This is a genomic window from Vibrio chagasii (assembly GCF_024347355.1).
Lineage (GTDB): Bacteria > Pseudomonadota > Gammaproteobacteria > Enterobacterales > Vibrionaceae > Vibrio > Vibrio chagasii.
Window position 1 is genome coordinate 966,686 of sequence record NZ_AP025465.1, and the last position, 13,133, is coordinate 979,818.

Annotated in this window: 11 protein-coding genes; 8 read left to right on the forward strand and 3 right to left on the reverse strand. The window is 45.9% G+C overall.

All coding sequences use genetic code 11. From position 1 onward, the window contains the following. The first annotated feature begins 54 nt into the window (after positions 1-54). The 8 genes from OCV52_RS04430 (at position 55) to OCV52_RS04465 (ending at position 9,511) form a co-directional block, all read left to right on the forward strand. On the forward strand, positions 55-1,302 hold the full coding sequence (locus tag OCV52_RS04430; protein WP_137407315.1) for an ABC transporter substrate-binding protein: 1,248 nt from the start codon (positions 55-57) through the stop codon (positions 1,300-1,302). 143 nt (positions 1,303-1,445) lie between these two features. Next, the gene (locus tag OCV52_RS04435) at positions 1,446-2,384 is read left to right on the forward strand and encodes a carbohydrate ABC transporter permease (RefSeq protein WP_137407316.1); all 939 of its coding nucleotides are present in this window, start codon (positions 1,446-1,448) and stop codon (positions 2,382-2,384) included. Then, positions 2,381-3,238 (forward strand): carbohydrate ABC transporter permease, encoded by an 858-nt coding sequence (locus tag OCV52_RS04440; RefSeq protein ID WP_008218366.1) that lies wholly within the window; start codon positions 2,381-2,383, stop codon positions 3,236-3,238. The genes OCV52_RS04435 and OCV52_RS04440 overlap by 4 nt, the downstream gene beginning before the upstream one ends. A 6-nt stretch (positions 3,239-3,244) precedes the next feature. Next, entirely contained in the window at positions 3,245-4,357 is a 1,113-nt protein-coding gene (locus OCV52_RS04445) for an ABC transporter ATP-binding protein (RefSeq protein WP_137407317.1), read from the forward strand. Between the two features lie 268 nt (positions 4,358-4,625). Next, on the forward strand, positions 4,626-5,993 hold the full coding sequence (gene hflX, locus OCV52_RS04450) for a GTPase HflX (RefSeq protein ID WP_137407318.1): 1,368 nt from the start codon (positions 4,626-4,628) through the stop codon (positions 5,991-5,993). Between the two features lie 366 nt (positions 5,994-6,359). Beyond that, positions 6,360-7,355 carry a TRAP transporter substrate-binding protein gene (locus OCV52_RS04455; protein WP_128161586.1) on the forward strand — a complete coding sequence of 332 codons (996 nt, stop codon included), beginning with the start codon at positions 6,360-6,362 and terminating at the stop codon, positions 7,353-7,355. A gap of 66 nt (positions 7,356-7,421) precedes the next feature. Continuing rightward, positions 7,422-8,147, forward strand: a complete 726-nt coding sequence (locus OCV52_RS04460; RefSeq protein ID WP_061033665.1) for a TRAP transporter small permease — start codon at positions 7,422-7,424, stop codon at positions 8,145-8,147. Positions 8,148-8,149: 2 nt separating this feature from the next. Next, positions 8,150-9,511: a TRAP transporter large permease gene (locus OCV52_RS04465; RefSeq protein WP_008218377.1), complete on the forward strand. Its 1,362-nt coding sequence runs from the start codon at positions 8,150-8,152 to the stop codon at positions 9,509-9,511. Positions 9,512-9,564: 53 nt separating this feature from the next. On the opposite strand, the gene OCV52_RS04470 is transcribed toward OCV52_RS04465, so the two are convergent. From OCV52_RS04470 to OCV52_RS04480, 3 genes are all read right to left on the reverse strand, one after another. Beyond that, positions 9,565-9,738 carry a hypothetical protein gene (locus OCV52_RS04470; protein ID WP_170222435.1) on the reverse strand — a complete coding sequence of 58 codons (174 nt, stop codon included), beginning with the start codon at positions 9,736-9,738 and terminating at the stop codon, positions 9,565-9,567. Between the two features lie 78 nt (positions 9,739-9,816). Continuing rightward, entirely contained in the window at positions 9,817-11,166 is a 1,350-nt protein-coding gene (locus OCV52_RS04475; RefSeq protein WP_102425022.1) for a sigma-54-dependent transcriptional regulator, read from the reverse strand. Between the two features lie 119 nt (positions 11,167-11,285). Then, positions 11,286-13,082, reverse strand: coding sequence for a sensor histidine kinase (locus OCV52_RS04480; protein WP_137407319.1), 1,797 nt, complete (start codon positions 13,080-13,082; stop codon positions 11,286-11,288). Positions 13,083-13,133 lie beyond the last annotated feature (51 nt).

The following is a 13,133-nucleotide window of genomic DNA, read 5'->3' on the forward strand; positions in this document are numbered from 1 at the left end:
AAGTAGACTCTTTATTGAACCGGGCGTCGAGTCCGCTAAACATGGAAGATTATAATGAAAATCAATAAAACCCTACTTACTCTATCTCTTCTTGCTGCCTCAACATTTTCTCAAGCTGGTGAAGTGGAAGTGCTTCACTGGTGGACTGCTGGTGGTGAAGCTAAATCCGCAGCAGTACTTAAAGAGATGATTGAAGAACAAGGTCATACTTGGAAAGATTTCGCTGTTGCTGGTGGCGGCGGTGAAAGTGCGATGACCGTTTTAAAAACACGAGCAGTATCTGGTAATCCACCATCTGCCGCGCAGATCAAAGGTCATGATATTCAGGAGTGGGGTGGTTTAGGTTTTCTAACGTCTCTCGATGCAACCGCGAAACAAGAAAAATGGGATGACTTACTACCCGCGGTTGTTACCAAAGTGATGAAATGGGACGGCGAATATGTAGCAGTTCCTGTGAACGTTCACCGTGTTAACTGGCTTTGGGCAAACCCAGAAGTGCTCGAAAAATCAGGTGTGACGGTTCCAACCACATTAGATGAGTTCTTTGTCGCTGCAGACAAGATCAAAGCAGCAGGTTTCATCCCTCTAGCGCACGGCGGTCAACCTTGGCAAGACGCGACAGTCTTCGAGGCCGTGGCACTTGATGTACTTGGCAGTGAAGATTACAACAAAGCGTTCGTTGATTTGGATATGGACGTGTTATCTGGCGACAAAATGGTGGAAGTGTTCACCAAGTTCAAAAAGATGCGTGATTACATTGACAGCAACTCTCCAGGTCGTGACTGGAACGTAGCAACCTCAATGGTTATCAATGGTGAAGCGGCAATGCAAATCATGGGTGACTGGGCGAAGGGCGAGTTTACAGCGGCAGGTAAAGTGCCAGGTAAAGACTACATCTGTGCACCAGCTCCGGGCACTGACGGCCAATTTACCTTCAATATCGATAGCTTTGCCTTCTTCGAGCTAGGCGATAAAGAGAATCAAAAAGCGCAACAAGATCTTGCGAAAACTATTCTTACTAAAGACTTCCAAGAGGTCTTCAACCTAAACAAAGGCTCGATTCCAGTACGTCTTGATATGGACATGTCTAAGTTCGACCAATGTGCGTTGGATTCAATGGCAACCTTTAAAGCGAGTGCGGAATCTGGCGACCTTGTACCGAGTATGGCTCACGGCCTAGCAACGACAAGCTATGCTCAAGGCGCTATCTATGACGTTGTGACCAACTTCTTCAATGAGAAAGATGCTGATCCTAAAGAGGCAGCAGCTAAGTTAGCGAAAGCAGTAAAAGCCGCTATCTAATCTCATTTGGTCTAGTAGCAAACCCCCAGGGTGGGTAGGTTCGTAGGGAGCCTATCCGCTCTTCACCTCAATTCTGATATGCGTGATGCTGATGTGGTGCCGAGAGGTAAGCCATTGGCTCAATTGTGCAACAAGGAAAAGTTATGGAGCATGTTTTGACTGAGTCGACTCCAAAACCGACAAGGAGCCAGCCTGCACCAAAGCCCAGTTTTGCTGACAGGTTACAACATTGGTTACCTAAGATTGTGTTGGCACCGACCGCGTTGGTGACCGTGGTATGTATCTACGGCTACATATTCTGGACGGCAGCGCTGTCGTTTACTAATTCTCGATTTCTACCGAGCTTCAATTTTGTTGGCTTTACTCAATATGAAAAGCTGATGGAGAACGATCGCTGGATCACCTCAATCACCAACCTCGGTGTGTTCGGGATCCTATTCATGGTGATTGCTATCGTCTTGGGTATCGGTTTGGCGATTTTGCTTGACCAAAACATCCGTCAAGAAGGCGCGATTCGTACCATCTATTTATATCCAATGGCGCTGTCATTCATCGTGACGGGTACCGCTTGGAAGTGGATTTTGAATCCGGGCCTAGGCATTGAGAAATTGATGCAAGATTGGGGCTTTACCGACTTTAAATTTGACTGGTTGGTCGACTCTGAAATGGCGGTCTACACCTTAGTGATTGCCGCGCTTTGGCAGTCGTCAGGCTTTGTGATGGCGATGTTCTTAGCTGGCCTGCGTGGTATCGATTCCTCCATCATTAAAGCCGCACAAATTGATGGGGCAAGCTTACCCACTATTTATCTCAAAATCATTTTACCTTGCTTGCGACCTGTGGTTTTCAGCGCGGTGATCATAACTTCTCACATTGCGATTAAGAGCTTCGACCTTGTGACGGCGATGACAGCAGGTGGACCAGGGTATTCCTCGGATCTTCCGGCGCTATTTATGTATGCACACTCATTTACACGTGGACAAATCGGCCTAGGTGCTGCCAGTGCCATGATGATGCTGGCCGGTATTTTAGCGATTCTGGTGCCTTATCTTTACTCAGAGCTTAGGGAGAAAAAGTCATGATGAATAACATCAACTTCGCTCGAATGTTTATCTATTCGGCGCTGCTTTTTTTCTGCTTGGTTTACCTAATGCCGCTGTTCGTCATGGTACTGACCTCATTCAAAACCTTGCCAGACATTAAGGCGGGTAACTTGATGAGTTTACCCAAAGAGTGGGTGTTCGATGCTTGGTACAAAGCATGGGACAGCGCGTGTACTGGCGTGAAGTGCGAAGGGGTAAAAGGCTACTTCTGGAACTCGTTCCAAATGGTAATTCCTGCGGTCGCTATCTCAACGCTACTGGGTGCATTCAATGGTTATGTAGTCACTAAGTGGCAGTTCCGTGGCTCAAACCTGTTCTTTAGTTTGCTGCTATTCGGTTGCTTCATTCCATTCCAAGTGGTGTTGTTACCTATGGCGACCGTACTGGGCAAGATGGGTTTAGCAAACACCACTGTTGGTCTGGTACTTGTGCACGTTATCTACGGCATGGCGTTTACGACGCTGTTCTTCCGTAACTTTTATATCTCGATTCCTGATGAATTGATCAAAGCGGCAAAACTGGATGGTGCAGGATTCTTCACCATTTTCTTCAAGATCTTATTACCGATCTCAACACCGATCATCATGGTGACGGTGATCTGGCAGTTCACTGCAATCTGGAACGATTTCTTGTTCGGGGTGGTGTACTCAGGCTCAGAGACTCAACCAATCACCGTAGCATTAAACAACTTAGTCAACACCAGCACAGGCGTTAAAGAGTACAACGTCGATATGGCTGCAGCGATCATCGCCGCACTGCCAACATTGTTGGTGTATGTCTTCGCAGGAAAATACTTTGTTCGTGGCTTAACGGCAGGATCAGTAAAAGGATAATTACCCATGGCAACATTAGATTTAAAACAGATCCGTAAAACCTATCGCAACGCGGACAACGAAACGTTAAAGGGCATCGACATCAGTATCGATTCGGGGGAATTTTTGATACTTGTCGGCCCTTCGGGGTGTGGAAAATCCACCCTAATGAATACCATTGCTGGGCTAGAAAACATTAGCTCGGGTGAGATAGTGATTGATGGTGTCGACGTGGCTCAGGTTGAACCTAAAGACCGCGACATCGCGATGGTGTTCCAATCCTATGCGCTATATCCAAACATGACGGTACGCGGCAACATCGCCTTCGGCTTGAAGATCCGCAAGATGCCGAAGGACGAGATCGATGCTGAAGTGAATCGCGTCGCTGAAATGTTGCAAATCGAACAACTGCTTGATCGTAAACCATCGCAGCTATCGGGTGGTCAGCGTCAGCGCGTAGCGATGGGACGAGCACTGGCGCGTCGTCCTAAGCTGTACTTGTTTGATGAGCCGCTTTCTAACTTGGATGCCAAGCTGCGTGTGGAAATGCGCCACCAGATTAAGCGCCTTCATCAAAAGCTCAACACTACGATTGTTTATGTAACCCATGACCAAATCGAGGCAATGACGCTGGCTGATCGTATCGCAGTAATGAAAGATGGTGAGCTGCAACAGTTAGGCACACCACAAGAGATCTACACTAAGCCAAGCAACATGTTTGTGGCAGGCTTTATGGGGTCACCATCGATGAACTTTATCAAGACTATGGTGGATCTCGACGAAGAGCAGAACCCGATAATCAAGGTTATTGGTACGGCTGATCAGGAGCACCATATTCGTCTGCCACAAAGCATGCGTGAACAAGACGGCAAAGAAGTTGTGATTGGCCTGCGTCCAGAGCACATTACTGAGCAGCAAGGCGATGATCTGTCTGCAACCACTAAACTGGATTTGCAATTGGAAGTGCTAGAACCGACAGGGCCAGATACGATTGCGATGGTTAAGGTGAACGACCAAGAAGTGGCGTGTCGCTTATCGCCGGAATTTGAAGTGTCGGTAGGGCAGATGGCACCGCTGCATTTTGACTTATCAAAGGCGGTATTCTTTGATGCGCAGACCGAAGCGAGAATTGATTTCTAGTTTTTGAGTCAGTCGATCAATTAAAGGCTAAGCTTAGAGCAAGGCAGTATCACCAATTCGTAATTGATAATGTGATGCTGCCTTTTTGTTGTTTTAGCTCGTTTTATTTCCTCATGAAAACAGAGGGATAAACGAGATAAGTAGATTAACTGAAATAATATCGCCAATTAGTCACGGTTAGCTCTATAAAGCGGACTGAGAACAGCGTAGGATCGCCCTACTTTAGACCTAATACTAGGTGCACTTTTGTGCATAGACAGAATAAAACATGAAACTAACAGCAAAACCCTCCGCTAGTAACGCTCTACTTATCTCTATTACGACACCTGATTTTAAAGGTGACGAAGCAAAAGAGTCTCTTGCTGAACTTGCTCGATTAGTGACAACCCTAGGGTTTAAAGTGGTCGGTACTCAGTCACAACACCACAGTTCAACCCAACGACAAAACGTATTGGGTGCCGGTAAGCTTGCAGAAATTGCTCACCTAACCGGTTACCAAGGTTCGATTCAAGAAGTGGAAGACGAAGACTTCATTGATGAGTCTTTTGATTTTCATGCTGGTATTGATGAACTCGATTTTGATGACCTGCCATCTGAAGAGGTGGAGTTTGGTACTGCTGATGTTGTGGTATTTGACTGTGATTTGAGCCCATCTCAACTACGCAATGTTGAGGCTCACTTAGGTGTCGAAGTGTTTGACCGCACCGGTATCATCATCGAAATTTTCAGTCGCCACGCTCGCACTCGTACCGCACGTCTGCAAGTAGAAATTGCTCGTCTAAATTACTTAGTACCTCGACTTCGTGAAACAGCCGACGGTGACAAAGAACGTCAAATGGGTCAGGGTGCTGGTGAAACCTCACTAGAGCTTGACCGTCGTAAAGTTCGAGACCAAATTGCTGCGCTTAAGCGTGAGCTGGTAAGTGTACAAGATGAAATGAAGAACCGACGCACACAGCGTTCGGAACTTTTCACTGTTGCTCTGGTTGGTTACACCAACGCGGGTAAATCTTCTATGATGCGTGCAATGACCGCAACCGAAGTGAGTGGTGAAGACAAGCTGTTCGCAACCCTAGATACCACAGTTCGTGCACTTCAGCCGATCACTCAGCCGCGTATTCTAGTGTCAGATACGGTTGGTTTTATCAAGAAGCTGCCACATGATCTGGTTGCTTCATTCCACTCAACGCTTGCAGAAGCACACGACGCGTCACTACTGCTTTATGTGGTTGATGCTTCTGACGTTTCATTCCGCGCACAGCTTGATGTGGTACATGAAGTATTAGCGCAAGTGGGTGTTGAAGGCAGTGAAAAACTCTTGGTACTCAACAAGTGCGATAGATTGAGTGAAGAGCAGCAGCTTGCGTTGATGGACGAATTCCCTGATGCAATGCTGACCTCGACTCGTGACCCGCTCGATATCACTAAACTGCACAAGTACATCGTGGGTGTGGCTGAGCAAGGAATGATCGAAGAAGAGATTACGATTCCTTATTCTGGACAAGGCATCATCGGTGAGATCCGCTCTAATATGAGTGTGGTGAAGGAAGAGTACGACTACGAGTGCATTAAGCTGACAGTACGCTCAAGTGCTATTGATTTAGCAAGACTTAAAAAGCGTATGCAGAACTTGTAATCATCTGTTCCAGATAATATTTCAATATCCTATTGAGATAACCAGCTCTAAAGAATCTCTATATAAGGCTGCCATTTTGTTTACCGAAGTGGTGGCCTTTATTTTTCCTCCTTACCTCTATTTGTCCTCTAAATCTCTATTTCATCATTGATAGTTTGGTCAACTCTCACCCATTTATAAATATTCTATGGGTCATTTCCCACCCATTAATATTATTGGCTGAGCTCCCTGATGAGCGGCTCGATATTACCAAGCCTTATGGTTAAAGGGTTGTTAATGATTTGTGTCAATATGGCGCGCTAATTGCCTTAGTGAAAGCACGCAGTTCCCATTGAAGGGCTGTTTTGTTTACTAAGGAGAATAATAATGTTTAAGCCTCTTACCCTGCTGTCTGTATCTGCTCTGGCACTCACCAGTTTTAATGCTGCTGCAAACTGTGACCCAGGTGAAATCGTGATTAAATTCAGTCATGTAACTAACACGGATAAGCACCCGAAAGGCATCGCTGCTTCTCTACTTGAAGAGCGAGTAAACACGGAAATGAATGGTAAAGCTTGTATGCAAGTTTTCCCTAACTCGACGCTTTACGATGATAACAAGGTACTGGAAGCCCTGTTAAATGGTGATGTTCAAATGGCGGCACCTTCGTTGTCTAAATTTGAGAAGTTCACTAAGAAATACCGCATTTTCGACCTTCCGTTCCTGTTTGAAGATGTAGAAGCCGTTGACCGTTTCCAAAACTCAGAATCTGGTGAAAAGCTGAAGAACGCAATGAAGCGTCGTGGTCTTCAAGGTTTGGCATTCTGGCACAATGGCATGAAGCAGATGTCTGCAAACAAACCGCTTATCAGCCCAGAAGATGCAGAAGGCTTGAAGTTCCGTGTTCAAGCATCTGACGTATTGGTAGCTCAGTTTGAGCAGTTAGGTGCTAACCCTCAGAAAATGTCGTTCAAAGAAGTATATGGCGGCCTGCAAACTAAGGTTATCGATGGTCAAGAGAACACTTGGTCAAACATCTACGGTAAGAAGTTCTTCGAAGTACAAGACGGCGTGACTGAAACCAATCACGGCATTTTGGATTACCTAGTGGTAACGTCAAACGACTTCTGGAAAGACCTACCTGAAGATGTACGTACACAGCTTGGCACCATCGTCCAAGAAGTCTCTGAAACTCGTAACGCTGAATCTTCAAAAGTTAACCTAGCGAACAAAAACAACATCATCGAAGCTGGTGGTGAGGTTCGTACGTTGACGCCTGAACAGCGTCAAGCATGGGTAACAGCACTTCAACCAGTATGGAAGAAGTTTGAAAAAGACATCGGTTCAGATCTTATCGATGCAGCATTAGCTTCAAACCAATAACACCGCTATAGGGCGGCGGCTCCCTACCGCTGCCCTTTATTAAAACAATTATAAGCGGAGCATTTTATGGAACAGTCTCAAATGGAACAGTCTTTATTTTCCAAAGTCGGAAGAGTCACCGATTTAATTGAAGAGTCTTTAATAGCCTTCTTTCTGGGGGCAATGACCCTACTAACTTTTGCGAACGTGGTCTTTCGATACGCGTTCAATGACAACATTTTATGGGCATTGGAACTGACGGTATTCATGTTTGCATGGATGGTACTGGTTGGCGCTTCTTACGGCGTTAAAAAACACTTTCACATTGGTGTTGATGTCATCATCAACCTTGCCCCTGAAAAGCTACGCAAAGTGTACGCGTTAATTGCCGTCACTAGCTGTCTTGCCTTTTCAATCTTACTTCTCATCGGTTCATGGAATTATTGGTACCCATTCGCGACTGATCGCGCATGGTATGAAACCGATGATATCCCAATGCCAGAGATGCTGCAGTTCTTAGCTGACTGGCTGAATGAAGGTGAGCGATACGAGAAACTACCACGCTTTATCCCTTACATGGCGTTGCCGATTGGTATGGCATTACTAACGTTCCGATTCATTCAAGTTGCTTACCAAGTTGTGACGGGCAAACTCGACCGCATGATTGCAGGTCATGAAGCCGAAGAAGAGTTGGATGCGTTGAAAGCGGATGTACTTGCGGGTTCTGACGAAGACGCGACTGCAGTATTGGATTCGACTACGAACAACAAGACCAGCGCGTCGGGTACAAAGCCTAACGGTAAGGAAGACTAATCATGGCAATGTTATTTCTATTTTTGATGGTAATTGCTTTTATGTTGGTCGGTGTGCCAATTGCGATTTCCTTAGGTTTATCAAGCATCCTGTTTTTGTTGATGCATTCAGATGCGTCATTGGCATCGGTCGCACAAACTCTGTTTAACGCCTTTGCTGGCCACTACACATTGTTAGCGATTCCTTTCTTTATCTTGGCCTCGAGCTTTATGTCTACTGGTGGCGTAGCGAAACGAATTATTCGTTTCGCGATCGCGATGGTTGGCTGGTTCCGCGGTGGCTTGGCGATGGCGTCGGTTGTGGCATGTATGATGTTCGCAGCGTTGTCTGGCTCTTCACCTGCGACGGTAGTGGCGATCGGTAGTATCGTTATCGCAGGTATGATCAAAAACGGTTATTCGAAAGAGTTTGCTGCAGGGGTTATCTGTAATGCAGGTACTTTGGGTATTTTGATCCCGCCATCGATCGTAATGGTGGTATACGCGGCGGCAACCGATGTATCGGTAGGTCGTATGTTCCTTGGTGGCGTGATCCCGGGTTTGTTGGCTGGTGTGATGTTGATGATCGCTATCTACATTGCAGCACGTATTAAGAAGATTCCAGCGCAACCATTTGTGGGTTGGGGTGAGATGTTCGCAGCCGCTAAAGACGCAAGCTGGGGGTTGCTACTGATCGTCATCATTCTTGGTGGTATCTACGGTGGTATCTTTACCCCGACAGAAGCAGCAGCAGTAGCGGCGGTATATGCCTTTTTTATTGCCAACTTTATCTATAAAGACATGGGGCCGTTTGCGGATAAGAGCAACACCAAGCCAGCGCTGGTTAAAGTGTTCCAAACCTTCTTTCATAAAGACACCAAAGACACACTCTATGATGCGGGTAAGCTGACGATCATGCTGCTGTTTATCATTGCTAATGCTCTGATTTTGAAGCACGTGCTGACAGAAGAACGTATTCCTCAGATGATTACCGAATCTATGCTATCGGCGGGCTTAGGGCCGATCACCTTCTTGATTGTGGTGAACGTACTGCTCTTGATTGGTGGTCAGTTCATGGAGCCATCAGGCCTTCTGATCATCGTTGCTCCGCTAGTATTCCCAATTGCTATAGCACTCGGTATTGACCCAATTCACCTTGGTATCATGATGGTGGTGAACATGGAAATAGGGATGATAACACCGCCTGTTGGGCTTAACCTATTTGTGACCGCGGGTGTCGCCAAGATGTCGATGATGAATGTGGTCAAAGCGGCGCTGCCTTGGGTTGGCGTAATGTTCCTGTTCTTGATAATCGTAACTTACGTGCCTTGGGTATCGACATGGTTACCAACCACCTTGATGGGACCGGAAATAATCACTAAGTAGTTGTTTTAGCTTTTTATTAGAATGGAATTTAATTCATAAAAAAGAGGAGGTCGTTAGACCTCCTCATCTATATGTCTTCCTCGCTTAACATGAGGATTGATCTGTTCGTATAGCGCTCTTTTTGCTTCTAATTCTGGCATGTTTAAGTCGAGATGTTCATCGGTATAGTAAATGCCATCTATCTCGAAAGTATCGCTAATCGAAGGAACTCTAGTTTTCTCACCCATAGCCATATCCTTATTACATTTATTGCATAACGTCCTGTTATTGAATTAAGTATAGGTGATCTTGCTCGCAAATCTAATTTAGTTTGATTCTACCTTAAATGACTCTTTAGATAGCTGATGTTTTTGCATCTTATCGTAGAGGGTTTTTCTTGGTAGCTGCAGCCTTTCCATTGTCTCTTTGATACTACCGTTACATTCGATAAGCACTTGCTTTAACGTGTTTTTTTCAAATTCTGATACTAACTCGGCCAAAGACATTTCTTTGGCGGTTGTATTAGCGTTGTCTGATAGGTGAGAAAGCTTACCTAAAAGGACAAAACGTTCTGCAGTATTACGTAATTCACGCACATTTCCCGGCCAATCATGCGCTAAAAGGGCGTGTAATTCACTTTGTGGTAGAGCAGGGGCGGTTTTGCCATAGCGAGCGGCAGCGACCAACAAGAAATGATGGAACAGGGCAGGGATGTCTTCTTGTCTGCTTCTTAATGGTGGCAAATCTAAGGTCACAACGTTAAGTCGATAATAGAGATCCTGGCGGAAAGTGCCTTCTTCAGCAGCCTTCTTTAGGTCGACTTTAGTGGCCGCAATGACGCGGATATCCAGAGGTACCAAACCGTTTGAGCCCACCCTTTCGATAACGCGTTCTTGCAACACACGTAGTAGGCGTATCTGTGCTTGCATCGGCATAGATTCTATTTCATCCAAGAATAGGGTTCCGCCCTGAGCAAACTCAAACTTACCCACGCGTTTACTCTCTGCACCTGTGAATGCGCCTTTTTCATGGCCGTAGAGCTCACTCTCAATTAGGTTTTCAGGAACGGCACCACAGTTTACAGCGACAAAGTTTTGTTCTCTGCGGCTGCTTTGCTCATGCAGGGAGCGCGCGACCAGCTCTTTACCTGTGCCTGTCTCTCCAAATAACAAGATATCGGCGTTGGTGTCAGCGACATGGGTAATCACAGAGCGAAGCTCAGTCATGGACTGAGTATCACCAATGATTCTTGGTCCAAGGGTTTTACTGGCTTTGAGTGAGCGTTTGAGTTCAAGGTTTTCCAAGGTCAGCTGGCGCTTTTCAATGGCGCGTTTGGTGGTCTCGATTAAGCGCTCATTGGCAAAAGGCTTCTCGATAAAATCGTAGGCGCCGTCTTGAATCGCTTGCACTGCCATCGAGATGTCACCATGCCCTGTGATCATGATGACGGGAATCTCTTTGTCTTTATGCATGACAGTGTTGAGCAAGTCATGGCCAGAGATACCGGGTAGACAGATATCGGTAATGATCACATGAGGTAACCCGTTCTCTTGAATCGCGAGCAAAGCTGATTCCGCATCGGGAAAGAATTCGGCGTCAATATCCGCGAGCTCAAAGCTCTGCTCATTCGCTATTCTTAGTTCGGATTCATCATCAATGAAATAGACGTGACACATAGTTATTCCTTTACTCTTTTATGCTGATTATCGCTGAGTTTGTTAGCCCGTATTTGAACGGACTCACTCAGTCTGTTTTTTATTTAGTATGTTGGTTTTTATTCTTTTCGTCTTTGCTGCTATTGCTCGATAAGCGGTAATTCGATGCTAAATCGAGCGCCACCTTGTGGACTGGTCCCTGTCGTGAGCTTGCCGTTGATCCCACTGATTATTTGCTGAGATATGGATAAACCTAACCCAAGCCCGTTCTTCTTGGTGGTATGGAAAGGCTCGAAAAAGTTACCGCTTGATGAAGACGTAAAGCCAGGCCCGTTGTCATCGATGTGAATCAGCAGCGTGTTATCTTGAGCCTCATCCGTTTCTTTGATTTCTAACAAGATGGCTAATTGCTTATCGTCTTGGTCTTCCATTGCCTGAACAGCATTGGTGAGCAAGTTGATAATCACCTGTTCCAGTTGAATGGCGTTAGCGAGTACACAGGCATCGAAGGTTTCGGGTAGCTCATTAAGGTTAATTCGCTCGCTTTTGAACTGTGGCTTCATCAGTTCTTTAGAGGAGTGAAGAATGGGCAATATTTGTAAGGTATGCAGCTCTTCCGCAGTCGACTTTTTAGCAAATGAACGAAGCTGGTGGCTGATTTTCGCCATGCGATCGGTGAGTGCTGAGATACGTGATAAGTTGTCATCGACTCGGTCTGTTTTCTCTTTGGCCAGAAACAATCGCCCATTGTCTGCATAACTACGAATGGCAGCGAGTGGGTTATTCAATTCGTGACTAATACTGGCTGACATCTGGCCTAATACCGCTAGCTTGGCTGCTTGGATGAGCTCGTCTTGGGTATGTCTCAATACTTGCTCGGTTTCGATACGTTGCTTGATCTCTCCATGCAGCTCAGAGGTTCTTTCGAGCACTTGAAACTCAAGCTTTTGGTTAGCTTCAGACTGGAGTCGGTCTATCTGTGCGCGTCGGTGCTGGCGATGAAGGTTAAGTTGGATGACCAGATAAATGATCGCGAATACTAAGCTTAATACCACCATGTAGGCGACCAAATCCCACCAAACCAAGTAGGTAGGGGAGAAGACCCTGACCGTTAATCCAGGGTCAGGTAGAAAGCGTGAAGAGGTAAAAAACTTTTCTCTAACTAAAGGATGAGATGAACGAATGCTGCTGGTCGCGCCCTCTAGATCGCCAGAGAAGTGAAGGCTTTCAATCTGGGTATCGAGATATTGCTGATTCTCCCGAATGCGAGCTTGTTGTGCATTATCGAGAGGCTGAAGACTTTTGAATAGCCATTCAGGATTGCTAGACATAAAGATAATCTGGTCTTTATCATCCGCGACAAAAAAGCTCTGTTTGCCTTGCCAGCTTGCTTCTATCGAAGACAGATCCATTTTTACCACAATTACACCAATGATTTCAGCGGCATAGGAGACAGGGTAAGAATAATAGTAACCACGCTTACCTGACGTAGAACCTAGAGCAAAGTACTGTTTTTCATGCCCTTGAATGGCTTGTTGGTAATAAGGGCGAAAGGCGAAATTACGCCCGACAAAGGAATGTTTTAGGTTCCAGTTACTGGCTGCGATAGTGGTACCGATGCTATCCAATAAATAGGTGTCAGACGCCTGAATAACAGTGTTGACGTGCTCTAGATAGCGATTGGTGAGTTCAATTTGAGCAGTGTTGCTTGGTGAGTGCAGGGCATCAACCAGCTCTTTATCCTTCGAAAGTAGCTCAGGGATATGGGCAAACTTATCCAATTGGCTGGCAATGTGGACGGAAAAGCGGTCTAAGTTAGATTGGTGATCATTTAACAAACTTTGATGGCTCGTATTCCATACCCAGTGACCACCAAGGATCATTAAGACGCTGTAGGCGATCAATAACAGGATACGAATTCTCGAAGCTTGAAACATGCTGGTTCTCCGCTAAATCGGGGGCGACAATATAAAGCCTGCTTTCTCTCA